General features: G+C 42.5%; 22 protein-coding genes and 1 pseudogene. 14 read left to right on the top strand and 9 right to left on the bottom strand.

Annotated features, from left to right (window positions below; genetic code table 11):
* Positions 1-36 precede the first annotated feature (36 nt).
* Positions 37-1,911 (bottom strand): NAD(P)H-quinone oxidoreductase subunit F, encoded by a 1,875-nt coding sequence (locus AABK37_RS11465; protein WP_432551694.1) that lies wholly within the window; start codon positions 1,909-1,911, stop codon positions 37-39.
* Positions 1,912-2,202: 291 nt separating this feature from the next.
* Positions 2,203-2,973, bottom strand: a pseudogene (locus tag AABK37_RS11460) (Uma2 family endonuclease).
* A gap of 131 nt (positions 2,974-3,104) precedes the next feature.
* Between AABK37_RS11460 and AABK37_RS11455 the strand changes: the two are divergent.
* Positions 3,105-3,380, top strand: a complete 276-nt coding sequence (locus AABK37_RS11455; RefSeq protein ID WP_432551693.1) for a hypothetical protein — start codon at positions 3,105-3,107, stop codon at positions 3,378-3,380.
* Here AABK37_RS11455 and AABK37_RS11450 read toward each other — a convergent pair.
* Positions 3,341-4,525, bottom strand: a complete 1,185-nt coding sequence (locus AABK37_RS11450; RefSeq protein WP_432551692.1) for a glycoside hydrolase family 10 protein — start codon at positions 4,523-4,525, stop codon at positions 3,341-3,343. The genes AABK37_RS11455 and AABK37_RS11450 overlap by 40 nt on opposite strands.
* Before the next feature lie 449 nt (positions 4,526-4,974).
* Here AABK37_RS11450 and AABK37_RS11445 point away from each other — a divergent pair, with 449 nt between their 5' ends.
* Complete coding sequence (locus AABK37_RS11445) at positions 4,975-6,408, top strand: hypothetical protein (RefSeq protein ID WP_432551691.1); 1,434 nt, start codon at positions 4,975-4,977, stop codon at positions 6,406-6,408.
* A gap of 91 nt (positions 6,409-6,499) precedes the next feature.
* Here AABK37_RS11445 and acs read toward each other — a convergent pair whose 3' ends face one another.
* Complete coding sequence (gene acs, locus AABK37_RS11440; RefSeq protein ID WP_432551690.1) at positions 6,500-8,473, bottom strand: acetate--CoA ligase; 1,974 nt, start codon at positions 8,471-8,473, stop codon at positions 6,500-6,502.
* Positions 8,474-9,087: 614 nt separating this feature from the next.
* Here acs and AABK37_RS11435 point away from each other — a divergent pair.
* From AABK37_RS11435 to AABK37_RS11425, 3 genes are all read left to right on the top strand, one after another.
* Positions 9,088-9,735 carry a restriction endonuclease subunit R gene (locus AABK37_RS11435; RefSeq protein ID WP_432551689.1) on the top strand — a complete coding sequence of 216 codons (648 nt, stop codon included), beginning with the start codon at positions 9,088-9,090 and terminating at the stop codon, positions 9,733-9,735.
* A 258-nt stretch (positions 9,736-9,993) separates the two neighbouring features.
* Positions 9,994-10,425 carry a hypothetical protein gene (locus AABK37_RS11430; protein ID WP_432551688.1) on the top strand — a complete coding sequence of 144 codons (432 nt, stop codon included), beginning with the start codon at positions 9,994-9,996 and terminating at the stop codon, positions 10,423-10,425.
* A 173-nt stretch (positions 10,426-10,598) separates the two neighbouring features.
* Positions 10,599-12,740, top strand: a complete 2,142-nt coding sequence (locus AABK37_RS11425) for a tetratricopeptide repeat protein (RefSeq protein ID WP_432551687.1) — start codon at positions 10,599-10,601, stop codon at positions 12,738-12,740.
* 212 nt (positions 12,741-12,952) lie between these two features.
* Here the strand turns inward: AABK37_RS11425 and AABK37_RS11420 are convergent, their stop codons facing one another.
* The gene (locus AABK37_RS11420; RefSeq protein ID WP_432551686.1) at positions 12,953-13,174 is read right to left on the bottom strand and encodes a hypothetical protein; all 222 of its coding nucleotides are present in this window, start codon (positions 13,172-13,174) and stop codon (positions 12,953-12,955) included.
* 381 nt (positions 13,175-13,555) lie between these two features.
* Between AABK37_RS11420 and AABK37_RS11415 the strand changes: the two genes are divergently transcribed.
* The 7 genes from AABK37_RS11415 to AABK37_RS11385 all read left to right on the top strand — a co-directional run bounded on the left by AABK37_RS11415 (position 13,556) and on the right by AABK37_RS11385 (position 18,598).
* A complete protein-coding gene (locus AABK37_RS11415) occupies positions 13,556-14,248 on the top strand; it encodes a hypothetical protein (protein ID WP_432551697.1) in 693 nt (230 codons plus the stop codon).
* A gap of 64 nt (positions 14,249-14,312) precedes the next feature.
* On the top strand, positions 14,313-14,747 hold the full coding sequence (locus tag AABK37_RS11410) for a hypothetical protein (protein WP_432551685.1): 435 nt from the start codon (positions 14,313-14,315) through the stop codon (positions 14,745-14,747).
* 713 nt (positions 14,748-15,460) lie between these two features.
* Positions 15,461-16,729, top strand: coding sequence for a hypothetical protein (locus tag AABK37_RS11405; protein WP_432551684.1), 1,269 nt, complete (start codon positions 15,461-15,463; stop codon positions 16,727-16,729).
* 18 nt (positions 16,730-16,747) lie between these two features.
* Positions 16,748-17,419: an OmpA/MotB family protein gene (locus tag AABK37_RS11400; protein WP_432551683.1), complete on the top strand. Its 672-nt coding sequence runs from the start codon at positions 16,748-16,750 to the stop codon at positions 17,417-17,419.
* A 25-nt stretch (positions 17,420-17,444) separates the two neighbouring features.
* On the top strand, positions 17,445-17,606 hold the full coding sequence (locus AABK37_RS11395; protein ID WP_432551682.1) for a hypothetical protein: 162 nt from the start codon (positions 17,445-17,447) through the stop codon (positions 17,604-17,606).
* 90 nt (positions 17,607-17,696) lie between these two features.
* The gene (locus AABK37_RS11390; RefSeq protein WP_432551681.1) at positions 17,697-18,416 is read left to right on the top strand and encodes a TerC family protein; all 720 of its coding nucleotides are present in this window, start codon (positions 17,697-17,699) and stop codon (positions 18,414-18,416) included.
* Positions 18,413-18,598, top strand: coding sequence for a hypothetical protein (locus tag AABK37_RS11385; RefSeq protein WP_432551680.1), 186 nt, complete (start codon positions 18,413-18,415; stop codon positions 18,596-18,598). Before AABK37_RS11390 ends, AABK37_RS11385 begins: the two co-directional genes overlap by 4 nt.
* Here the strand turns inward: AABK37_RS11385 and ndk are convergent.
* Positions 18,554-19,003, bottom strand: a complete 450-nt coding sequence (gene ndk / locus AABK37_RS11380) for a nucleoside-diphosphate kinase (RefSeq protein ID WP_432551679.1) — start codon at positions 19,001-19,003, stop codon at positions 18,554-18,556. The genes AABK37_RS11385 and ndk overlap by 45 nt on opposite strands.
* Before the next feature lie 204 nt (positions 19,004-19,207).
* Here ndk and speA point away from each other — a divergent pair, with 204 nt between their 5' ends.
* On the top strand, positions 19,208-21,226 hold the full coding sequence (speA, locus tag AABK37_RS11375) for a biosynthetic arginine decarboxylase (protein ID WP_432551678.1): 2,019 nt from the start codon (positions 19,208-19,210) through the stop codon (positions 21,224-21,226).
* Between the two features lie 103 nt (positions 21,227-21,329).
* Here the strand turns inward: speA and AABK37_RS11370 are convergent, their stop codons facing one another.
* The 3 genes from AABK37_RS11370 to AABK37_RS11360 all read right to left on the bottom strand — a co-directional run bounded on the left by AABK37_RS11370 (position 21,330) and on the right by AABK37_RS11360 (position 24,397).
* Positions 21,330-22,499, bottom strand: a complete 1,170-nt coding sequence (locus tag AABK37_RS11370) for a sugar phosphate nucleotidyltransferase (RefSeq protein WP_039752972.1) — start codon at positions 22,497-22,499, stop codon at positions 21,330-21,332.
* A gap of 676 nt (positions 22,500-23,175) precedes the next feature.
* Positions 23,176-23,964, bottom strand: a complete 789-nt coding sequence (locus AABK37_RS11365) for a segregation/condensation protein A (RefSeq protein ID WP_432551677.1) — start codon at positions 23,962-23,964, stop codon at positions 23,176-23,178.
* A 52-nt stretch (positions 23,965-24,016) separates the two neighbouring features.
* Positions 24,017-24,397 (bottom strand): lipopolysaccharide assembly protein LapA domain-containing protein, encoded by a 381-nt coding sequence (locus tag AABK37_RS11360; RefSeq protein ID WP_432551676.1) that lies wholly within the window; start codon positions 24,395-24,397, stop codon positions 24,017-24,019.
* Positions 24,398-25,695: 1,298 nt separating this feature from the next.
* On the opposite strand from AABK37_RS11360, the gene hepC reads away from it, so the two are divergent.
* Positions 25,696-26,544: a heterocyst development glycosyltransferase HepC gene (gene hepC / locus AABK37_RS11355; protein ID WP_432551675.1), complete on the top strand. Its 849-nt coding sequence runs from the start codon at positions 25,696-25,698 to the stop codon at positions 26,542-26,544.
* The last annotated feature ends 65 nt before the right edge of the window (positions 26,545-26,609 follow it).

Genomic DNA, 26,609 nt, shown 5'->3' with positions numbered 1-26,609 from the left:
GACAGGGGGAGAGGGGGGGAAGATTTTGGGAGAAATCTATTGTGATATTAAAGTTTGGACAATTTGCTTTAAGTCAGGTACAAATGAGAGGATGACAAGAAGAGCGATCGCACTGATACAGATGGCGATAGTCAAGGCATAAGTTTGAGTTTTGCCTGAGTTGCCATATTTGAGGACTTCACCACCGAATATCGAAGCAAGTCCGACAAGATTCACCAATCCATCGACGATATAGCGATCGCCCCAATCAACGAGCCGCGAAAATATGTCTACACCACCCACAACACTGGAGCGATAGAGATTTGGTGTATAAAAATCGTAGGCAAACAAATCTTGTAAACCTTTCCAGGGCAAGCGAATCGGTTTGGGTATGATTCTTCCAAAGTATATAATACTACCAATACTTAAACCAAAGATGCTAGACCAAGTAAGCAGCAATGCAACATCTTGATTCAATGTCGCCCATTCGGGAAGAAGAGACAAACTTTGGAGAATCATCGGGATATGAAGTGTAAAGCCTGCCAACGCTGTCATGGGTAGGGTTACAGCCCACAAAAGTTCAGGCGATCGCTCGGTCATTTGCGTCGGCTTATTACCAAAAATTAGACCGAATACGCGAACCAAGCTAAAGGCAGTCAAAGTGTTAATTAGCACTAGCAGCCCTACTAGTAATGGCTGAGTGTTCCACAACCCATCTGCTAATTTCAACATCGCCCAGAATCCACCAAGGGGAGGCATTGCAATTAGCCCTAACATACCAGCAATAAAGGAAAGTCCGGTAACTGGACGACGCTTCCAAAGCCCGCCTAATTGAGTTAGATCCTGAGTTATGCAATTGAGAATAATTGATCCGCAACTAGCTACCAAAGTTGCCATTGCTACAGCATGAGCTAGTACAATTAGCAGAGCAGCTTCGATTTGCTGACTACCAACAGCAATGAAGACAAGACCCATGTAAGCGCTGACGAGATATGAGAGAGTGCGTTTAATATCAATTTGAGCGATCGCAATTAAGACTCCACCAATTGCAGTGATTGCGCCGATAGCGATCGTCATTGTCATTGCCCACGGAGAAAGTTCCAGCACCGGCTCTAGTTTCACCAGCACCCAGGCTCCAGTCGCTACCACTACGGAATTTCGCAATATTGTACTGGGAATTGGACCCTCCATCGCCTCATCTAACCACAGATGCAACGGAAACTGAGCGCATTTACCCATCGGTCCTGCAATCAGCGCCAAACTTACCAGCGCTGCCACCGTTGGATTAACTTCAGCCGTTTCTGCCCACTGTGCTAACTCCCGAAAGTCCCAAGTACCAGCTAAGGGATAAAGCGCTAACACACCCATCAAGAGAAATAAGTCACCCACGCGCTTGGTGAGGAATGCATCCCGCGCTCCCGTAACTACCAAAGATTGATTGAACCAGAAACCAATCAGCAGGTAAGTCCCTAATGTCAAGATTTCCAGGATAATGTAGCTGAAGAACAGGGAATTGCACAGAACTAAGCTACACATCCCCGCTTCAAACATTGCTAGTAAAACGTAGAAGCGTGCCCAACCCCAATCCATCTCTAGATAACCGATCGCATAAAGTTGTGCGAGCAAGTTCAGCCCTGTTACCAAAATGCAAGCTCCCAGGCTGAGAGATGAGATTTCTAACGGAATTGTTAAATTTAACCCTGCAACTTGCAACCAAGAGATAAACTCATATTGAGCAGGTAAATTCCACAGATAATAAAATGCCAAAACACTGTGGACAAAAGCGATTAAAGTCACGATTAAGTTGAAATATCCTGCCGGTCTGGGTCCTGTACGACGGGTAATCGACGGAAACCAGAGCGCCGACAAAACCATGCCAACTAATGCATAGCACGGTATTAACCAAGCAGTTAGAGTAACAAGTTGAGCCATCCGTTCCATCCTGACACGATAAGACTAATTAAATATACTTATATCTATGATTATCATTTGAGGCATCAAAAATAATCTATATCTATGAAAGTAGCTTACCGTTTAAGTATAAAGAACGTAAGAGTTAAATCATCAAAAAATTCTTGGTAGTGGTGCGAGATTTATCTATGGTTTTGAAGTGTAAGATGTAACTTTTGTCAAGTGTCAAAAAACCCAGATTTCTGGAATTTGCTATCTGGTGATGAAGTTGTTAACAACGCTTTTTATCCGGGTGGGGAAACCCCACCCCTACTAATCCAACATTTGGGCGTCGATTCCCAAAGCGTTGAGTTGTTCTGGGGAAAGGTTACGCAACTTCTCAACAATTCTCTCGCGCTTGTGTCCCTCAACTTCGGCGCGTTGTCGCTCAACTTCGGCGCGTTCGTCTTTTGTTAACAGTAAATTCCCTTGTGCATCCCACCACCGCAACCAAGGTAATTCTGCATTTTGATACCATCCTTGCCAAATTCCCAACTCTACCCCCATTGGCTTAATGGGATAATGTCCCCGTTCATTGGGTTGGAGAATTTGATAAGTATTATCAATGAGATGATAAACTTCAACTTGTTATTTTAATACTTCGTATATTGCATAATAAGGTACGCGAATCGCTTGTTCGTAAACCCAAAATTTACCAACCTCTCCCTGTGAAAGCGGCGTTTTATCGCGTTCTTCGCTACCATCCCCCGATACAAATTCAATCACAATCAACGGTGCAACGTACTCCTTCCACAGCACGTAAGAACGCCGCATTTTACCTTCTAAAGTCGGCGGGACATTGGGTACATAAAACCAGTCTGGTGCTTCTGCGCCTTTTTCTGGCGGATCTGTCAACCGCCAGTAGATACCTGAATCTTGTCCAATACAATATTGACCATCCGGATGAAGTTGCTCTAAAACAGGTTTGATAGAATCTGTTATTAAGATACTTTGGGGATGCTCTTGAAGATTTTTCACAAATTTACCATCTGACTCAGGTAACTGGGTATGGTCAGGTAAGGTAAATGTTGATAGGGAAGTCATAGGCGACAACCATGATTGTATCTAAATTTTATTTTAATGCTGGGGAATGGGGGAATGGGGCATTGGGAATTGGGAATTAAAGAAGCGGCTTTACGCGGGTGCGGGTTCTAATACAATTCTTTCCATGCCCGATGCCCGATGCCCGATGCCCATTGCCCAATGACGGCAGGTGCTCCACGCAGGTGATCCCCAAGACCCTTCGGGTTCGCCAGTCCCCCATCGTGACGGAGACCGCCCTTCGGGTTCGCCACTTTGCCATCGTGACGGGAACCGCCAAGACGGCAAGTGGACTCACCAAGACGGGGGCTGGTCTCACCGCACTGCCTCCCCAATGCCCATTGCCCAATGCCCAATTACCAATTATCAATTACTTGGTGCGGGGTGCGGGAGAGGGAAACAAAGCTTGAAATGCAGATTGGCGATCGCTAACCGATTCTGGAGCTGAATCCCAAAGGCTTTCGTAATAAAAGAAAGTTACGCCCAAACCACGTTGTTGAGCTGCTCGCACTTGCGATTGAATTTGTGCGATCGCAACTGGGCGATTTCTCAACCCTGCCATAATACCAATTCCGGTGGGAATTATCTGTTGTGTTTCCTGAATTTCTGGACGGGTAATTTTTGCGATAAAACTTGATAAATCCTGACGATAAACTTGCATAATTAGTTCGTCTACAATATTCAATCTTACCCAGCCGAGCCAATCTTGCAGATGTAACTTATATGCAAAGTCGTAATAATTGGGGGAAACAGAGAAAATCGCATTCGGTTTTCTGGCTTTCACAGCTTCATTGAGTTGTATCATGAATACTGTGATTTTATCTGCCCGCCAGCGCACCCATGCTTCATCTTGGAAATTCGTTGGCGGATTGTTTTTTGTTTCTTGAGTATACAAGGCTACTGTATATTTATCGTAGCCAAATTCGTTAGGCAAACTCATGTGATCGTCAAATTGAATTCCATCGACATCATACTGAGTGACAATTTCTAACACCAGGTTGGTGATAAATTGTTGCACTTCTGGAAGAAAGGGATTGAGCCAGACAACCTCACCAGCGACACTAATCGAAGTTTCGCTACCATCCCGCTTTTGCGTGAGCCAATTAGGACGATTTAATGCTAGTTCTGAAGTTGGGGGAGCCATGAAACCAAACTCAAACCAGGGAATTGCAAGTAACCCTTGGCGATGAGCTTGAGTAATTACATCTGCTAGAATATCTTGTCCTTGGGAGCCTCGATCAAAGGAGGGGATACCAATTTTTTTGGCTACGGCACTGGGATACGATGTATAGCCAGAATTCCACACTACAGGATAGATTGTATTAAAGTTGAGCCGCCTTAATTGACTCATTGCATTCTGCACTTTGGAACGATTTTTGAGGATGTCAAAATCATTACTAGTCAGCCAAACTCCACGAATTTCCTGCCGGGGTTGTTGGGCAATCGCCTGAAGGCTATTTATCTGAGATACCGTAATAAATGATACTAAAAACAAGACTGGCAACAAACATTGAATCGAACGCCGCCAACCTAAACAAAATATACGTAATTTCATGGGATTGAATGATAAGTTAATTACTTAAACAGGGTCGCACCTATTTTTTGATGGAAACAAGAACGGTAATTCTGATAACTTTGAAGGAAGAACTCCGCGTATGTATCCATACCACTTTTCAATTCATCCGTAAATAGCTAATTTCAAGTCGCTACATTATAGTTAAAAGTTCCAGAGCAAACTAAAATTCTCCGATAAAATATTGATGTAATTAATTTTAAAGTTAAATAATATACAATAAGTGCAAGATTAAGTTTAAGCGGTCGCATCCTTTAGACAGTTGCAAAGAAAGTTTATGCGCTCTAACGGCGATAGGCAAATTATAGGCTTCAAGCGGTGCTTTTTCTCATTTTATTTTTAAATTATTCTTTTATATACTGTCATACTTAGGAATTTTACTTAAGACTACATGTATAATACAGAAGATAAAACTAAACCCGGTAAAACAAATGGACTCGTCTGACATAGTTACGCAGCAAAGCTATAGTTCCCAGTTAAATAAGTTTGAAGAAAATGTGTTAGCTTTCTTAGCAGAACAGGGTTTACCAACTGATTCCGTATTAGTTTCGGTAAATGAGCGTGTAACTGTTTTTAAGAATATCGCAGATGTACTCTCAAAGATTGATGACGAACAGAAGCCTCGTTCTGTCTACATATCTAAATATGTTGCTGCTGTAGCATCGGGCTTATTTGATGCAGCATTAAATTACTTGTGGGATGAAACAATTTTAGAGCTGAGAAAGCGCGTATCTCAATATGATATTTCATATTTTTATGATAATGCCGTAAATAGCCCAGAAAAACGTAAAAATCTTAATTCAGAAGATGACATAGTTAAAGTTAATGATAGTGAGCTAATTGAGGGAGGTAGAAAAATAGGCTTGATTTCCGAGATTGGATATAAGCACCTAGATACTATCAGATATATGCGTAATTGGGTAAGTTGTGCCCACCCAAATCAAAATGAAATTACAGGTTTACAACTTATTTCTTGGCTAGAAACTTGTATTCGAGAAGTTATCTCTTTGCCTTTGTCTAATGGAACTATAGAAATACAGAAGTTTCTCAAGAATCTCAAGAAGAATAATATTTCTGAATTAGATGCAAAACAAATAGCAGGATTTTTTTTAGACCTAACCCAAGAACAAACGAATAATTTAGCATCAGGATTATTCGGAATATATACTCGTTCAGATACAACACCGCAAACGAGGCAAAATCTTCATAGGCTACTACCTTATTTATGGGATAAAGTTGATGAGCAAGCACGTCAACAATTTGGCATTAAGTATGGTAGATTCGTTGCAAATAATGACCAATTAGAAGCAAGGCTTGCCCTTGAATTTCTAGAAGTAGTTTCAGGAAAATCATATATTCCTGAAACTCTTTTGGCGGCTGAAATCGATACTGCAATAGATAACTTACTTAATGCTCATCTAGGGTGGGATAATTTTAGTAATGAGCCACCATTTGCAAAAGCATTAGAGACACTTATTAATGATCGGGGACAGGTTCCTCTTCAGATACGTGAAAAGTATGTTTTGGGGCTGGTACAAGTTTTTGTGACTAATGGAAACGGAATTTCCCACAACGCGGAAACTAGCTATCGCTCTATGATTGAACGCTTTAACACAACTCAAGCGGTTATGGCAATTTTGTCTTTCAATAACACGATAATGGCTAGCAAACTTCAACATAATTTATGTCAGAAGAAATATCGTGAACTTTTGCAAATGATGAAATTAAAAGTTTCTGCTCCAGCAGTCAAAGAACTAATAGATGAAATTGAAAATTACAAAGGTCCGCTGCACAAACTGAAAGAACAATCAGATTTTAAAAGGAAAGTTGATAATATGCGAAAAATAATTTGGGAAGGAAAGTGAATATATGTGGAGTGCGTTAGGCTGTCGCTAACGCACCCTACGCCCAAACAACTCTTTGCTTTGCGTCTTTGCGACTTTGCGTGAGATTTTCTTAAGCCTCTCCCCGTAACTTATCCAACACACTGCGATCTTCTAAAGTCGAAGTATCCCCCGATACCTCCTGACCCGCAGCTAGATTTCGCAGCAATCGCCGCATAATCTTACCCGATCGCGTCTTCGGCAAAGCATCTGTAAAGCGAATTTCTCCCGGACGAGCGATCGCGCCAATTTCCTGAGCAACGTGCTTTTTCAACTCCTTACTCAATTCTTCACTCGCCTGAAAACTGCCTTCCAAAGTCACAAAAGCAACAACTTCCTCACCCTTCAATTCATCCGGCTTACCTACCACCGCAGCCTCAGCCACCGCCGGATGAGACACCAACGCCGATTCAACCTCCATCGTCCCCAAACGATGCCCGGACACATTCAGCACATCATCTACTCGTCCCATTACCCAGAAATACCCATCTTCATCCTGCCGCGCACCATCGCCAGCAAAGTAGATATAATTTCCATCTTTGGGGGGGATGTGTTCCCAATAAGTGCGGCGGAAGCGTTCTGGATCGCCGTATACAGTCCGCATCATACCGGGCCAAGGATAACGCACCGCCAAATAACCGCCTTCGTTATTCGGTACAGAATTGCCTTCTAAATCTACAACATCCGCAAGAATTCCGGGAAAGGGGCAAGTTGCAGAACCGGGTTTGGTGGGAATTGCTCCTGGCAACGGCGTAATCATGATACCGCCTGTTTCCGTTTGCCACCAGGTATCAACAATTGGGCAGCGTTCCCCGCCTATTATCTTATGATACCACACCCAAGCTTCCGGATTAATCGGTTCGCCAACAGTTCCCAGCAACCGCAGCGAAGACAGATTTCGCGCTTTGGGATGTTGTTCGCCCATTTTGATAAAAGCACGAATTGCCGTAGGTGCAGTATAAAAAATATTGATGCCGTATTTTTCAATTACATCCCAGAAACAGCCAGGATTTGAAGCACGCGGCGCACCTTCATACATGACGCTGGTTGCACCGTTGGAAAGGGGACCGTAGACGATGTAACTATGTCCCGTAATCCAACCGACATCAGCAGTACACCAGTATACATCATTATCTTGCAAATCGAAAATCCATTTCGTAGTTATGTGGCTGTATAAGTTATAACCACCTGTTGTATGGACAACGCCTTTCGGTTTGCCAGTGCTGCCAGAAGTGTAGAGGATAAACAGCATATCTTCGCTGTCCATCGGTTCGGCAGGACAATCGGCTGAGGCATCTTTTTGTAAATCGTGCCACCAGTGGTCGCGTCCCCCTAACTGCATATAAATATCTTGCCCGGTACGCTTGACAACTAAGACGTTTTGCACGCTGGGGACAGCACCATCAGCTAAAGCTTTGTCTACTTGTTCTTTGAGAGGAACGATCGCATCTTTTCTGAAACCACCATCAGCAGTGATAACCAACTTTGCTTGGGCATCGATGAGGCGATCGCGTAAAGCTTCCGCACTGAAACCACCAAAAACGACGCTGTGAGGTGCGCCAATTCTCGCACAAGCTAGCATTGCGATCGCCGCTTCGGGTATCATTGGCATGTAAATACCAACGCGATCGCCCTTTTGTACCCCCAACTGCTTGAGAACATTTGCAAACTGGCAAACTTCTCGATGCAATTGCGCGTAGGTGAGGGTGCGCGAGTCTCCTGGTTCTCCTTCCCAAATCAGTGCAGCTTTATTTTTGCGCCAAGTGGTGAGGTGTCTGTCAAGACAATTGTAAGAAATATTAATCTTACCGCCGACGAACCATTTCGCAAAAGGTGGTTGCCAATCTAGCACCGTATCCCATTTTTCAAACCAGTGCAACTCTGTTTCGGCTAGTTCAGCCCAAAATGCTTGCGGATCTGCCTTTGCTTTGTCGTAGAGACGCTGATAGTCTTCTAAACTTTTGATTTGGGCATTTTCGGAAAACTCAGTTGGTGGGTGGAATAGACGCTTTTCTTGGAGGATTGATTCTATCGTGGGTTGAGACATAATGCGATCGCTAATTAATATTGTTACTGCAAACTATTTTGTATGCAGATTTGCTAAAAGTGTTTTGATTTTCGTAAAGATAAGCGGAAATTGCAAGCTTATACCAATTTAAATGCATCGAGTGACAATGGCATAACATCGGTCCGTTATGGCATAACATCGGTCTGTTATGGCATAACATCGGTCCGTTATGGCATAACATCGGTCTGTTATGCCATAACATCAGTCCGTTATGGCATAACATCGGTCTGTTATGGCATAACATCGGTCTGTTATGGCATAACATCGGTCTGTTATGTCATAACATCGGTCTGTTATGGCATAACATCGGTCTGTTATGGCATAACATCGGTCTGTTATGGCATAACATCGGTCTGTTATGACATTGCAGGGTGTTGCCAAGTTTAATTTGCTACGAATTAATGAAATGCTGTACTTAGCGCTCTTTTATTAATCTCGCCAGATTAAATTTGAAACCCTATTTTCAGATTAGTCCGCGCAGGCGGACTTTGTTTGTGTAGCCGCGATTTTAATCGTCGGGGCTTCTATCTAGTCAATGCGGGTGGAAATTGCGGCAAGATGAGAATTAGTACAAATAAACCCTATCAGCACCTATGACACTCACCGTAGAAGCGAGTAACCTATATTTAAATGAGGTTCATCGCCTGCTGAAGCTGGAAGAACAGCCAATTGGCTCCACAGCAGACTACTTAACTTTACAACCTCTGACTGAGTTTGAACAACAAGATTTATCGCGGATTAGCAATGACTTTCAACGTTACCTAGCAGCGGGAAAAGTTTCGGAAGGATTAGTTAAATTTTTAACTCTTGCCCCATTAATGCGATTGGCTGGATTTTATGATGTGCTGATTCGCTTGACGATGGAGGATGTAATTGCTATTTCCATCGAAGATGAGGATACAAATATTAAAGGACGCATGGATATTTTAGCAATCAACAACGCTCAGGCAATTACTCTGCCGCCTTTTTGGGTATTAGTAATTGAGACGAAAAATAGTTTAGCTGACGTGCTTCAGGGTTTACCACAACTGCTAACCTACGCTTATAAAAGTTTAGAACAGCAAGAATCTGTATGGGGATTGATAACAAATGGACTGCGTTATCAATATGTTTATCTCAGACAAAGTACACCGCCAACTTATCAGTTAATGCCATTACTGAACTTGAATGAATCTCCACATGCAATTGAATTATTGCAAGTTCTCAAAGCAATTTGCCAATTGCCAGAATTTCAGTTATGAGGAATAGGCGATCGCTCTGGTTTAATATAAATAAGACTTACGCAAAATACCTCTCAAACTCTTATTACTTCGTGTCCTTCTCCTTCGGAGACGCTACGCGAACGTGTCTTCTCCTGTCGGAGACGCCAAGGGCGAACGTGGTTCGTTTTTTGGTCATCTTGCATAAGTCCTGTAATATAAACTTAATATAAACATTTCCGAAATTACCGCAGTCAAGCTGGTAGTATGCTGTGTAATTGCGCTTTACGAAAGTAGCTTATGGAACCCTTAACCGCCGGTGCGATCGCCCTAGGACTATATTTAGGCGGCAAGTTTGCTGATTGGGGTATAGAAAAGGCTTTTGATGCAGGGCTTGATTATGCCAAACAAAAGCTGCAAGCTAAATCGCCTGATACCGTAGCGACTTTAGCAGCTTTACCAGCAGGGCGAGAAGATATTGGTGTCGCTGTTTTAGAGATAGAGAAAGCAGCGCAAGCAGATCCAGAGATAAAAGCGGCAGTGGAAGCTTTGGGAAATGATGTAAACCAAGCCGCAAAGACAAATCCTCAACTAGAAAAGGCTATTCAAGATTTAACACAGATGGTGCAGGCACAACGCCCAGGAATCATTAACGAAAATTGGCAAGGGATAAATATTAAGGGCGGAGATAACACCATTAATAAACCTAATTTCGACTTTGGCAGCAAATAAAGCGTTTTTCAGGTTGCAGGAGGTACACAGGTAGGGGCACAACATTGTTGTGCCCTTACAATAATCTGTACCGAACCTTGTTGCAATCTGCTGTAAATACCTATCTTAAACTTGCCTGCGCGGGTTTCGTTTGTGTAGGCGTGGTTTCCAACCCCAACAAATCCAACACACTGATGACTAACGACGAAAATTGGCAAGGGATAAATACTAAGGACGGAAATGTCAACATTAATAACCCAAATTTCAATTTTGGGCTATCCCAACGAACTCCTCCAGCAAATCCCATAAAATATATTCCTAATCGAGGCGTCGCTAACTTTGTTGGACGAGAACAGGAACTCACCACGCTGCATAAAAAATTGCAGCAACCTGGTACTGTGGCAATTTCGGCAATAGCGGGTATGGGTGGAATCGGCAAAACCGAACTCGCGACGCAATATGCTCTACGATATGAAAAAGATTATCCTGGGGGTATTTGCTGGTTAAATGCGAAATCGAATCTGGCAGCAGAGATAATAAAGATTGTCCAGTTATACATGCAGGAAGTACCGCAAAAACTGGGAGATAGACCGCTGACTCTTCAAGAACAGGTAGATTGGTGTTGGCAAAACTGGCAACCAGCAGAAAAGCTGGTGTTGGTAGTATTAGATGATGTGACTGATGAAAATTGGGAAAGTTGTCAAACGCTACTACCAACAACTAACCGCTTCCGCGTATTGCTGACAACCCGCTTGCGAAACCTCGACAATGTGCAGGAAATACCTCTGAATGTACTACCACCAGATAAAGCTTTGGAATTGCTGACATTAAATGGTGAAAAATCGGTTGATGCGGAAAAATTGTGCGAATGGTTGGGATATCTGCCCTTGGGGTTGCAATTAGTACGGCGGTATTTACTCGAAAATCCAGATTTATCTCTAGCAGAGATGTTACAAAGGCTGCAAGCCCAGCGACTCGAAGACGAAGCAATAAACTTCTCAACGCGAGGGGTGAAAGCCGCATTTGAATTAAGCTGGCAACAACTCAACCCCATAACTCAGCGTGTGGGAGCGTATTTGAGTTTATTTGCTCCAGACGTTATATCTTGGAAATGGGTAGAATCTGCAACTGATTTGCTTAATTGTACATTAGACATTAACGAAGCCAAAAAACAACTTTACAAGCGTTATTTAATTGAAAGGCTGCCAGACAAACAAGCTTGCTACAAAATACATCCTTTAATTCGGGAATTTCTCAAGGCAAAGTTAGCAGCATTAGAAAACACAGATGACTTACGAAGAAATTTTGCGGCTGTATTTATAAAAATTGCCGAAGAAATACCCGACACACCCACACTTGAGGACATCAAGTCAGTGCAAGATGCCATACCCCATTTAACAGAAGTGGCACAAAATCTCACTGATGCGGTGAGTGATGAAGATTTAATTTCGGTTTTCTCCGGTTTGGGCAGATTCTATGAAGAGCAGGGTTTGTATGCGATCGCAGAACCTTGGTACAAGCAGTGTGTAGAAGTAGTCAGAGCCAGTCTGGGAGAAGAACATCCCGATGTAGCCACCAGCTTGAACAACTTGGCTTATCTCTACTATTCCCAAGGACGCTACAGTGAAGCCGAACCGCTGTATATCCAAGCTTTAGCACTGCGAAAACGCCTGCTGGGAGAAGAACATGCCGATGTTGCCACCAGCTTGAACGACTTGGCTTTACTCTACAAATCCCAAGGACGCTACAGTGAAGCCGAACCGCTGTATATCCAAGCTTTAGCACTGCGAAAACGCCTCCTGGGAGAAGAACATCCCCATGTTGCCACCAGCTTGAACGACTTGGCTAATCTCTACGAATCCCAAGGACGCTACAGTGATGCCGAACCGCTGTATATCCAAGCTTTAGCACTGTGTAAACGCCTCCTGGGAGAAGAACATCCCCATGTTGCCATGATCTTGAACAACTTGGCAGGACTCTACTATTCCCAAGGACGCTACAGTGAAGCCGAACCGCTGTATATCCAAGCTTTAGCACTGCGAAAACGCCTCCTGGGAGAAGAACATCCCGATGTTGCCACCAGCTTGAACAACTTGGCTTATCTCTACTCTGACCAAGGACGCTACAGTGATGCCGAACCGCTGTATATCCAAGCTTTAGCACTGTCTGAGCGGGTTTTGGGGGTTAATCATCCAAATACAGTTACTGTCCGTGAAAATTTGGCATATTTACGGGCTGAGATGAGCGCTAGTCATGAAAATGTCACAAATTCCTCGACTGAGGAAAAGACTAGCAATTCCTGGCTGGGGAGGCTTATAAGGTTTTTATGGGGGTAGCCGCTACGCCAAATGCCAAATTCAAACTTGGTAAGCCGTGCATTTGATGAGTTTATAAGGCTCATGGTTGAAAGTTCATATCCAAGCTTGATTGAAGTATTATTATTAAAGCTCACCCAGAGCCGCTCCAGGCGCAGAGAGTTTTACAAGGTTTTTTACGATAAATAACGATATTAAGGCTGATTGTCGAGGTTCTGAGGCTCATCCTTACGTCATTTTACCAATAAATGCGCCCAAATTGCCAAGTTAGTCAGTTTACATCCGCCATAACTAAGTAAACTTTTGCCTAAAAGCGCAGCGTTTTTAAATGCAAGGGGATGCATTGGCATTGCATCGGGATGCATTAAGATTGCATCGGGATGCATTAAGATTGCATCGGGATGCATTAAGATTGCATCGGGATGCATTGGCATTGCATCGGGATGCATTGGCATTGCAGGGTATTGCCAAATTTAACAAAGCGATCAAATTAATAAAATGCTGTACTAATACCTTTTCTATATGAAGATGCGTCTAAGCTCGCCCACGCAGCTTGAATCTGGTAGGGTGCGTTATGGACTTTAGTCCATAACGCACCGAAAATCTAATAGGGTGCGTTAGCCTACGGCATAACACACCCTACAAAACTACAAAACTAATTAGCCCACGCAGGTGGGCTTTGTTCGTATAGCCCCACCCTTCCAGCCTGAGGGTAAATAAAGCGCAACTCACAATGAACAACGTTAAGATATATTTTTTTTAAACGGAAATTTTTTTTGGCAACAAATCGGTATAAATTTATAATAGAGCTTTTGTTATTGAAATTAGGGCATCGTTTGCAAGCAAAAGAGATTAAGGAGAAGCTAAAATTTCTCATTGAGCAAGCCTCCTCGCTAGACCCCAATTTAGCGAGAAGATTAGATGAAATTAATCGTTGGGTAAAAGATATAAAAGTTGGTTCGCTGACTGCGAAACCATTTGTCCTTGCTTTTCTCTTGGAAGTGATAGCAGATTCTACTGTTTGGTTGGTGATTCAATCTTTACCTACTGAAGAAGAACAACAAGCAAAGTTCGCGCAAATGACACCTACTGAGAGATATTGGTATCAGTATCTTTTTCCCAAATGGATAAATGAAACAGATCCCAAGTTTTGTATTTGGCGACAAAAATTAATGGCGGGGGAGTTTAATCGGGCTGATAATGATATTATTAAATTAATAGCTAAAGATATTGTCCGTCGAGAGGGAAGTTTTTGGCAGCGTTATATTGCCGACCTTTCTATGGCAACAGATTTAATTATCAGCAACAGTCAACAGAAACCACTTTGTATTCAAGTTACCAGCGTCTCAGAAGAATTGAATCAGCACAAGTATCAATATTGGAAAAATACACTTGTCTTGTGGGAAATAGAGAGAGGACTGTTTTTTAGTTACAATCCGGCAGAAGCTAATTTTATCAACCAATTAGTTAACGTGGCGCTATTTAACAGCGCTTATCTTTCTGGCGGAAAGTATTTAAAATATTTTTAAGATTGTCAAAGTTTTAATATTAATTTTTTTAAACCTACATAATAATCAACTTATAGCATAATTTATGCCTAACCAACGAGAAAGTAACAGCAACCAACAAGTAGATAGATTTTCGGAAGCTTTAGCTACGGCACGAAACATGCAGCAGGATTGGCTAAATTATGGAATTGATTTTGTCCATCTTTATGTTGAAGATGTGCATGGAGATTGGTTGGAAAGGTGGGGAGAAGAATCAACTTTAGACACGATTAAAGAATTTTTGGTAAGTGATGATGATGTAGCTGTGAGGGTGAGGCAGATATTAGGAGAACGTTCTTTGTTTGATATAGCAGTCAATTTAGAAGAATGTCTTAGCCTGAGCGAAGAAAATGACAAGTTATATGCTGTCATAAATGTCTTAGCGGGTAGCGAAAATAACTATGATGCTCGTGAAATAGATGATATGGAATTATTGAATTTAGCAAATAGTCTGTTGTCAAAGTTAGCAGAAATAATGTAGAGACGTTTCATTAAACATTTCTACAGTAAATTTTACGCTCTTCTAAACGTTAGACTTTTAAGTAAAATGTACTCTTAGTTCGTAGTCAGCGGTTTACCGCTCATTGCTTCTATTTTAAGGGATAGAGCCGCTTACAAAGAAGGAAGAAGCAAGAAGAAAGAACCGAAGTTGGAGTATAAATAAAAACTTCAGTTCTGGGTTGAAAGTAGGGGCACAACGGGCGTTGTGCCCGTACGTTAAAAAGATGTATTTTGAGTACCCACGTGGCGAAAAAATACAGCGTCCTTATTTCAATCCCACCTATGCTTAAAGGTGGGTACTTCTTCACATCGATCCGATCGCCTTCTTTCTTCATGAACTCACATCTTGCGCCTACACCCTAGAAGGGTGAGGCTATACAAACAAAGGCTGCCTACGCAGGCTGCAAATCCTTGTTTATTCGTGCGCTCAGTCTATAAAAAATGTTTTTATTATAACTACCTCAAGCAGTATTAACACGTTGGTGCAAGATATGAATTACTACGTTTAGGAGCATTTATTTACACTTGAGTATTGAGAAGCGATCGCACCCACTCACAGCGTCAAAAATTGCTATTTGATCGCAAAAGTTAGATCAGCCTTATTTGTGGGAAAAATAAGTTTGTTGAAAGCAACATAGCAAATAAGGCAAAAGCATTAATGGCTGAAACTACAGTAATCACAAGGGGTGTTGCGTGAATTTAGCACAAATTTGGGACATAGTTTGGAAGAGCGAGCCTTTTCACTGGACAGCTGCCATTGTATTATTTGTGGCAACTCTTCTTGAGCTTTATACATTATGGCAGTATTGGTATTCAGAATGCGGAGAAACAGCAGCTGCAATTCAGAGTTTGAGAAATCCGAAAAAAATTCAAAAACAGGATAATTTAAAGCTTCACCAGTGGAAAGACGAACATCTACAAATTAAAAATGGCAAATTCATACTTATAAAGTATCCATCTGTTTTAGCGCGTCCAATACCTCGCAGTTCCCTGCGCTTTGTGACTACCTTGTGTACTGCGATTGGTCTTATGGGAACGTTTTATGGTATTCAACAAGGATTACAAGGAATCAATTTAGATACAACAAGTCCCCAGCAGCTAATGAATTCCAGTAAGGAATTATTGGTGGGAATGAAAACAGCTTTTTCTACTTCCTTAATGGGACTTGGTTCTGGTAGCTTGTTCACGATAATTTTGTTTATATGTGATTCGCTACGTCAGAAACGACGTAATGATTTAAGACAGAAGTTGAAAGCGATCGCCATAGAAACAACAGACAACGCTAACTATGAAGTAGCACAAGTTCTTAGCCTTGTAGCAGACAAGTTTACAGGGATAAACTTGAGTGCTGAAGCTATTGGTGAAGCTGTAGGACAGCAGATGCAGTCAGTTATTTTACCAGCACTGCGAGGAATATTACAAGAGCAGCAAAAACTCAGAGAACTCCAAGAAAACCAGGGACAAAGAGTTTTAGAAGAACTTATTAAAAATTTGCGAATTGAGGTATTTGAACCGATAGGCGATCGCTTAGATAAAAGTGCAGAATTAACTCAGCAAGCTTCCGAAGCTGTGCTAACTCTCCACAAAGATTTGGCAAGTTCTATCGTCACAATTCAAAACTTTCAAAAAGAGACTTTAGTTAGCCTCCAGGACTTCGCTAACAATCTCAAACAAACTTTGAGTCAATTTCAAACAGATACAAAAGGTGTTTTAGAACAAACCGCTCACGATATTAATCGAGCTATCGAGCAAAGTATTCAAGGAATGACAATTCAACAAAGTGCTTTTGAAACAAGTGCAGAAAATGCGGCTGATACATTCCGAGGAATTAGAGAGGAATTGGAAACAGCGTTGCAAAGACGAGCAGAAGTAGAAAAGCAAATGCTTCAAGCTACTCGGACTGGAATTATCCACATTATCGCACAAGCAAATACAACCTTTCAACAGCAGACTAACATATAGTTAACGAGAATAACCATCATGAATGATTTCACCAAAGGCGATTTTTTGGAATCAGAAATTGCTGAGGATGATGATTCTAGCATCTATTTATCTATTGGCGATTTGATGTCAGGTTTACTGATGTTTTTTATGCTACTTTTTATCACTGCGCTACTCCAGCTAGCAGAGAAAGATGCACCAAAAAGAGTGGTAATTGGCAATGTTGTGGGACAAATGAAAAGCAACAACATTAATGTCAAAGTAAACCCCGAAACAGGAGATGTAAGTATCCAAGAATCGATTTTGTTTGCTAAGGGAAGTACCGAACTGAAACCCGAAGGTAAAGACTTTCTGCGCGGCTTTATTCCTGTTTACAGCAGGGTGATTTTCTCCAAACCTGAATTTGAGAAAGAAGTTAGCCGCGTAGTTATAGAAGGTCACACAAGTTCTGAAGGAGACTACCAAACTAACTTACAACTTAGCTTACTGCGTTCGGCTTCAGTTTATCGGTACATTTTCTCGGAAATGAATTTTCAAACGCAAGTACCTTTAAGCCAAAAAATATTAGCCGCCGGTCGTGGAGAAATAGAAGCTGATAAGACTCGCGATAACCCAGGCGATCGCAAGGTAGTTTTTCGCTTTCAATTTCGTAGTGATCATTTAGCTGAAAAATATCGTCAAAATCCTTCTTTAGAGAAAAAAAAGCAATAAAGCTTAATGATTTATAAATAATCCTATGGCAGAAGCGATCGCACTCGCTCATATTGTTAAGGTAAGCTGTAGGCGATCGCACAGAATTAGGGATGTAGGTTTTATGCGATCGCTAGTTTTAGAGGTTGATTTTTGGGAGTCTCAAAAAATTAACAGCAGAAATAGAAATCACCCCCTTGCCTGTTAAGCTGTATTAAAGAGGGAAATTAATCTTTATTTTCAATTTACACTTCCTCTTATACTGACTTTTTCAAGGTGCGGTTTAAAAAAAATCTGAATGTTAGACCAAATTTTTGATTATCTTCACTTTCACTTCAGCATCGAAGCACCTCTAGTCCTGCTCATCCTGATTTTTCTAGAGGCTGTACTATCTGCTGACAACGCGATCGCCCTCGCTGCGATCGCCCAAGGACTCAATGACAAAGAACTCGAACGTAAAGCCCTCAATTTCGGCTTAGTCGTTGCCTACGTGCTACGCATCACCCTAATTCTCACCGCAACCTGGGTGCAACAATTTTGGCAATTTAACGTATTGGGTGGTGCTTACCTGCTATGGCTGGTATTCCAACATTTTACCTCAGAAGAAGGCGAAGATAACCAGCATCACGGTCCCCGCTTTAACTCATTATTGCAAGCGATCCCGGTGATTGCTTTCACGGATTTAGCATTTTCTTTGGATAGTGTGACAACAGCGATCGCAGTTTCTCAAGAAAGGTGGCTGGTACTCACAGGCGCAACAATTGGTATTATCACCCTGCGATATATGGCGGGTTTGTTTATCAAGTGGTTGGATGAATATGTCTATTTAGCAGACGCAGGCTATATCACTGTAGCGTTAGTCGGTTTGCGTTTACTGTTAAAAGTCGTCAACGATAGCTTTGTCCCGCCAGAATGGGCGATGATTGGTGCGATCGCCCTCATTTTCGCTTGGGGCTTTTCTAAGCGCACTACCCCAGAACTATCAGAAGAACCGGAAAAGAGCGAAGCTTCAAAATGAGGAGTGGCGGAGTGGGGAGACAAGGGGACAAGGAGACAAGGAGACAAGGGGACAATTCTTTCTCCCATTCTCCCCATCCCCCACTCTCCCCATCCCCCCCTCTCCTTGTCTCCCCATCCCCCTTCCCCCCTCCTAAATTACTCGTGCAACCAACGCATAATATCGGGTTGCCAACCGACTAATTCATCTTCCTTAAACCACAGGGAAACTTCCTTTTGAGCGGTTTCCGGAGCATCGGAACCGTGTATGATGTTGCGACCAATATTTACGCCTAAATCGCCCCGAATTGTCCCTGGTTCCGCATTCAGAGGGTTTGTAGCGCCAATTATCTTTCTCGCAGAGGCGATTACGCCATCACCTTCCCAAACCATCGCTACCACCGGTCCAGAGGTAATAAACTCCACCAACCCAGCAAAAAAGGGTCTTTCGCGGTGAACATCGTAGTGCGCTTGGGCTAATTCCCGACTGGGTTTGAGAAACTTCAAGCCAACCAGAGTAAAGCCTTTAGTTTCAAAGCGACGGATAATTTCACCTACTAGTCCGCGCTGCACCCCATCAGGCTTAATTGCTAAAAATGTGCGTTCCATCGTCATCTCCTCAAACTTAGTAAATTTGTTCTTTGTTAGTTGTTGGTCGTTAGTAGTTACAACTAACCACCAACCACCAACAACTAACTCTCAACCAATGACCAATCAGAGTTTATCTTAGAAATCATCTCTGGGTGCATATGCGTTGCTTTCTTAATGCGTTAAATTGATTACTTGTGGGTGACACACAGAGGTCAGGAAGAAATGCGTGTTTATTCTGTTGGTGCATCGGAAGAGGTGGTGCAACCTCCGGCTAATGGACATAAAGCTGAAGTGAAGAATCAAAAGCAAAAAAAGCTGCTACCACCAAGTACCACTAGCGAGGCGCCTCGCGGAAACTGGAAAATTGAGGATAGTGAAGCCCTTTACCGCATCGAAGGTTGGGGACAGCCTTATTTTTCGATTAGCGCGGCTGGTCATATCACGGTTTCTCCTAAAGGCGATCGCGGAGGTTCTCTAGATTTATTTGAATTAGTCAATGCCCTGAAGCAGCGTAATTTAGGCTTACCTTTATTAATTCGATTTTCCGATATTTTGTCAGACCGGATTGAGCGATTAAATGCATGTTTCGCCAAAGCGATCGCCCGTTACAACTACCCTGGCATTTATCGTGGCGTGTTTCCCGTCAAGTGCAACCAGCAGCGGCACTTAATTGAAGATTTGGTCAAATTTGGCAAACCGCATCAATTTGGCTTAGAAGCCGGTTCCAAGCCAGAGTTAATGATTGCTTTAGCTATGCTGGATACACCGGGAGCATTGTTAACTTGCAATGGCTACAAAGACCGGGAATACATCGAAACGGCGATGTTAGCCCAAAGACTAGGACAGACCCCGATAATCGTCTTAGAACAAATTGAAGAGGTCGATTTGGTAATTGATGCCAATCGCCAGTTGGGGATTAAGCCAATTTTAGGGGTTCGCGCTAAACTCAGTACCCAAGGCATGGGACGCTGGGGAACATCTAGCGGCGATCGCGCTAAATTTGGTTTGACAATGCCGGAAATTATCGATGCAGTTGACAAGTTGCGCCAAGCTGATTTGCTCGATTCTTTGCAGTTGTTGCACTTCCACATCGGTTCGCAAATCTCCGCCATTAATGTAATTAAAGATGCCATTCAAGAAGCCAGCCGCATCTACGTAGAATTGGCGATGCTGGGAGCTGATATGAAATATCTTGATGTTGGCGGTGGCTTGGGTGTAGATTACGACGGCTCGCAAACCAACTTCTATGCCTCGAAAAATTACAACATGCAAAACTATGCCAACGACATCGTGGCAGAGTTAAAAGATACCTGTGCAGAACGGGAAATACCCGTACCAACACTGATTAGCGAAAGTGGACGAGCGATCGCCTCCCATCAATCGGTACTGATTTTTGACGTTCTCAGTACCAGCGAGATTCCCCTCGATCCACCAGAACCCCCACAAGAGGGAGAATCCCCGGTTATTAATTACCTTTGGGAAACTTACCAAGGCATCAACAAAGAGAATTTCCAAGAATTTTACCACGATGCCGCTCAATTCAAAGAAGAAGCCATCAGCCGCTTCAACTTGGGAATTTTGCGCCTCAGAGAACGAGCCAAAGCAGAGCGGCTCTACTGGGCTTGTTGTCATAAAATTCTTGACATCACCAGGCAGGAAGAATACGTACCCGACGAGTTGGAAGACTTAGAAAAAATCATGGCTTCCATCTACTACATCAATCTTTCAGTGTTTCAATCAGCACCAGATTGTTGGGCGATTGACCAACTATTCCCAATTATGCCGATACACCGCTTGGGAGAAGAACCGACGCGGCGAGGAATTTTGGCGGATCTTACCTGCGACAGTGACGGCAAAATTGATCGCTTTATTGACCTGCGCGATGTCAAGTCAGTTTTAGAACTGCACACCTTTAAACCAGGAGAACCTTATTATTTAGGGATGTTCCTGAATGGAGCTTACCAGGAAATCATGGGCAATTTGCATAACTTATTTGGCGACACCAACGCCGTTCATATCCAACTAACTCCTAAAGGTTATCAGATTGAACACGTCGTCAAAGGTGACACCATGAGCGAAGTAGTCAGCTACGTGCAGTACGACTCCGAGGATCTGGTAGAAAAAATCCGCCAGCGTTGCGAACAAGCTTTAGAAGAAAATCGCATCACCCTAGCGGAATCTCAGCGACTGCTACAAACTTACGAACAAAGTTTGCGGCGGTACACATATCTTAATGGTTAGGAAAGGGCAATGGGCAATGGGCAATGGGCAATGGGCAATGGGAATAAAGCCAAATTTCTTTCCATGCCCCATGCCCCATGCCCTATGCCCCATTCCCCATTCCCTAACTGCCGTTTGTTCCCAACAACTCAGCGATCGCTTGCCGTTCAGCTGGGGTATGAGATGGTAGTGCTTGACGAGCATCGGTAATTAACCAGTCTAAAGCAGCAGCTTTGACATCTATCGAGGCGCCAGTTTTATCAACGCAGTAACGCCCATACACCAACTTATCAACCAAGCTTACCCCAGGACCCAGGCGCGAGTATTCAAAAATCACGCTATTGTCTACAGTCGCACCACTACATACCCAGCAATTAGGACCAATCATCGTCGGACCAACAATTTTTGCGCCGTCTTCTATCCTGGTCATGCCACCGATGTAAACAGGACCTGTGATATCCACTTTGTCCCAATTCACGGCAACATTTAAGCCAGTGTAGATTCCTGGAGCAACTTCGTGACCGGGAATTTGTACATTTTTTATTTCGCGTAGCAGCACACCGCGAATCGCCCGCCAATAATCTGGTACTTTACCAATATCTACCCATTCAAAGTCCATCGGAATGGCGTAAAAGGGGGCAGCTATTTCTACCAGTTTGGGAAACAATTCGCCACCGATGTCGTACTCTACGCCGGAGGGGATATAATTAAATACCTCTGGCTCAAAGATGTAAATACCAGTATTGATATTGGTACTCTTAGCTTCTTCTACTGACGGTTTTTCTTGGAATGCTTTGACGCGACCATCTTCATCGGTGACGACCACACCGTAACTAGAAACTTCTTCAAGTGGGACAGATTTAGTAATGATGGTAGCGATCGACCCTTTGGATTTATGCCACTTAACCGCAGCTGATAAATCTAGGTCAATCAAAGCGTCGCCGCACAACACCACAAAGGTATCATCAAAAAACGGCGAAAAGTCTTGGATACGCCGCATTCCGCCAGCAGAACCAATAGCTTCCCCTACCAGTTTACCTTCGTCATCAATTCGCCCTTCAAAAGAATATGCAATCTGCACGCCAAACCGCTGACCATCACGGAAATAGTTTTCAATTTCTTCAGCCAAATGGCTAACGTTAACCATAATTTGGTCAAAGCCGTGCTGACGTAACAGTTCTAGTAAAAATTCCATCACTGGCTTTTGCAGGATGGGAATCATCGGTTTGGGAGTTGTGTAGGTAATTGGACGCACGCGAGTACCTTTACCCGCAGCGAGAATCATCGCCTTCATAAAAATTTATTCCTCAACCACAAGCCAGTTTACTTTCATCGAATGATACTTAATCATCAGTTTATTTTTGCTCTAAGTCATCCTTAAAAGCACGGATAACACGAATGTTCGCTTTACGTGTAAGCATAGGCTCTCGCAAGATGACAAGCGATCGGTTATCTTTTCAATTTACTCGGATTTTGGGGTTTGCATTTATCAAAATCAGGACTTACGCAATCCGATGTCGTAAGTAGCGGTAATTCATGAATTACCGCTACGGGATAATAGGCTTTTCAATTATTTTTGCGTAAGTCCTAAAAATCTGTAAATCATCTATGTTCCTCCCGTTACACTTGCACCAACTAGCCCTGAAAGAACTGCGTACACCTGTACAAATTAGGACTTACGCACCGAAGCCTGAAACCTTGATCGGAACTAGCCCACGCGGCTACCGCTCAAGTCAAGCCACTGCGCTATCGCGGCTCTGCCGACAGCCGCGCATGTGGCGCGGGAAACCCGCCCACACGGCTGGCTCCCCTTAAAAAGGGGGGAACCCTTCAAGCCCCCTTTTTAACTCTGTTGGGGGATCTGAGTGCGTAAGTCGTACAAATGAAAATCTCTTCTTCCCCTTTTTCCTTTTCCCTTTCCCCTTTCCCCCTCTTTCAAGTCAGGTACATTCGATCGGGTATTGGAAGAATCAACAGAGTAAGCGAATTTTAATTTCCTGGTAGAATTCTTCTTGACATAGCTCTACCTTAGATTGAGCCGACAGCAATAGTAATGCCCAGAAAACGCTGACTAGATGACTGTGTTTTGATTTATGTGCCGAACTGTTGTGATATGGTTTCTTTGTCTGAGTCCACAATTCTACTAGCTGTTCCAAATTCAACCAATTTTCTGACAAGCACAATTTTGTGGCTGACAGATGCAATACTTCCTCCAGTTCTTGTGCCACTTCCGTCAGATTTTCCTGGTGAGCTAACTCTAGTGCTGCCCGCATACTTTGGATGCTGGGCTGACGCCGGGGACGGATAGGTTTGCTGACTTTTTGTACAAGTTTGAGTTGATTCTCCATGATCTGCAATTGCTCGATCAACTCTTGCAGAGTCACGCGGCGTTTTGGCGGTGGCATCGCTGCCGGACGACGGCGCAATGCCCGTTCTAATGGCAACCGATGAAGAGAATATACTAACCCCGGATCGTTGTCTGCTTGTACATCATCTAGTACAACGTCTGGTTCATCTGCTGCTGCTTGCATTTGCATCAAGGTGTTTGCCTTGAACAACACCAGCATCGATGCTGACAAAAAAGCCTGCCCGGATTGCGATAAATCAGCTTCATAGCCTATGCGTGTTGTCTCCGGTGCCATTAATTCTAAGTAACGGTCAATTACCTCAATTACCTGCACATCCCAAGGGTCAATTTCCCCCTGTTCGGCTTGGTGAATCAGGTGTGCAATTGTTTCCAATAGCTCGCGTAGATCCATCAACAAGTCCTAAGTATTTCCGTGTTTTAGTGGATAAATAGTCCCTGTAGACTTATTGGACGTTGCTAGAGTGTGTGTTCGGCACATTCGTCTCTGTTTCTTTTGTTGAGGAATCAGAGGAAGGGGGTAGCGCAAGTTGTAAAGATTGAACTTCGGCTTGGTACTGTTCAATTTTGGACTCTAGTTCTTGAATTCGGACATTTTGTTTGCGTTGTGGACTAGACAATAGTTGTCGCTGCAATTGTGTCCACATACTAAATAGCCACGCAAAAACTGCGCCTAAGCCAGTCGCTAATAGCAATTCAACTGCTATCGGTGCTTGTACCTGTACTCCAGGAACAATATAAATTGTTGCTAGTTTGGTGTTCTCTATAGTAAATAAAGCCAAAGCTAAACAAAAGATAAAAATTATTAAAAAGTTTACTTGTTTCATTTGTTACTTAATTATACGTAATTAATGAGCTGCTAATACTGCCTTGACATTGGCAATCAATACCATTCTGAATTGTCAGTGGCGATTGTGCAACTTTTGATTGGTGGCATTTTTAATAATTGCTTTCGTTGCACGTCTATAACCAAATAAGATACAAATAAGTCAGTATAACATGCTATTTTTATACTATTACTTGGAGAAAATGCAGTAACTTAAATAACCTAATTTACTAGTTATAGGTGTTTTTAGCAAGGTAGATAATAAAATACCCATTATACTTAGTTTTCTTTTGAGAGCTGCTCAAGTAAGGAAATTTTGCCTTAGGGTAGGTTAACTCGTAAATAAAAGTATAAAATATAACTGTTTTTCCGCTGATTCCTTCAAGCGATCGCGCAAGTGCCAGAAAAAGCGATACAAAAGTTAGTAATTTAGGGAGCGAAAGCAATGATACCTTTAATATGAGCAATATCAGCTTTTTTTCATGTATAGGCTGAATGTTAATAATTTTACAAAGAATATTTCAGCCAGAAAAACATTTTGATGTGTAGGGGGCTGGAAACCTCCTTCGTTTATTGCTACTTACTTGGTATTGTTTGGGTAAAAAAGGCTGGGTATTGCTTGCTTGCAATCCTACTGTCAAGTAGACCACAGTAGGGAAGAGTAAAACAGGAGTAAACGTAATTAAGCGCGTCTTCTCTTGAGAATTCTTCTTTTTTCTAATGCTCCTGGTATCGGCTTTGTAAAAGAGCGAAAATCAAATCAGATGAATATATAAAGTTTTTGTGTATTTTCTGGTTGATTGAGTGTTATAGATTGTATTGGTGCGTGTTAATTAAGCTTATGTTTGATAGTCATTCATACAATCATGTTAGAATTACTTACCGATATTAAGAAAAGGCTTATTGGGTAGATCTACGATAGTGATTCATATGAACTTAATAATTCTCTGAGAAACAGACGGGCTATTTAAAGAGTAAATAAAGAATCTATCTAAACAATGGTCATTTTTACAGTATCTTATATTCTAGATATTGAATCCTCCTCCAAAAAGCTAGAACAAAAAAGTGGAGTTATTTTTTTAGATTTATCTAAGAACTAGCATTGTTACTTTTTTGTACATCTTTTATAAAAAGTTTTGAAAGATGTGCATTTGCCTATAAAGCAAGTTATAGTTTCATGTTTTCCACCTAATTAACATCACCTTTTTGGAGCAGAAAGCAAGATTTGGCAAGAGTCTTTGGCATTGATAGCCTATGATGTCAGGTCGGCAATCTACCACTGTATAAGCCCAAAAACATATGACAATTTCCATAATTCCACCTTTAGAGAATTACTATACTGTTACCAAGCAAGACCAGGATCGTAGTTCATACTGCACACTCCAGTGGCGAAGGGGTCAATTGTTGGTGAAAGCTCCCGGACAAGTTTTGCAGCCATATCTGCCTTCACTGGATAAAGAGCAATCCTTGGTAAAATGCTTAGAACATTCGCCAGTAAGTTTGGTTCGCATAGATCCAAAGTTGGGTGAGTACTGGCTAAAAGTTTGGGCAAGTGCGTGTGAACAAGCGTCGAAGCCAATATTTTTACGCATACCCTCTGCCGAACAGCTATCCAAACAAGGTAGTTTGTGGAGATCGTTGCAACGGCTATTTGATTGGATTGTTGCCTTAGTATTTTTGCTTGCAGTCAGTCCCGTAATGCTGATATTAGTTTTGCTAATGCGTGTTTACTCCCCAGGAACATTTTTTGAGCGTGAGTGGCGCGTAGGAAAACGCGGTAAACTGTTTCGGGCGATCAAGTTTCGCACAACTGCGGTAAACAAAAAAACCCTAGAAGATAAAGCGATGTCTGACTCAAGTCCGCTTTGCGTCTACGCTTGCGCCAACAATTTCTCTCTCACAGAAGATGAGCAAAACGTCACACGCCTAGGGCATTGGATGCGTAAATACAATATAGATAATCTACCACAGTTATTTAATGTTCTACAGGGCGAAATGAGTTTAGTCGGACCGCGTTGCTGGACTTTGGAAGAAGCTGTGCGGTTAAGTTCGGAAAAACAACGAGAACTCAATAAAGTACCAGGAATTACAGGTTCTTGGGAGGTAGAGACATCAAACAAGTTGCATCTGGATAGTCAAACATCGTGATTTACTTATGATGTAAGGCGTTTACGTAGTAGGATACTAGTTATTCAATGTGTAAAGTTTTCAAT

This window comes from Tolypothrix sp. VBCCA 56010 (assembly GCF_050875635.1).
In the GTDB taxonomy this organism is placed as follows: domain Bacteria; phylum Cyanobacteriota; class Cyanobacteriia; order Cyanobacteriales; family Nostocaceae; genus Hassallia.
The sequence above is the reverse complement of the archived record's forward strand: the minus strand, read 5'-3'. Positions and strand labels throughout refer to the sequence as shown.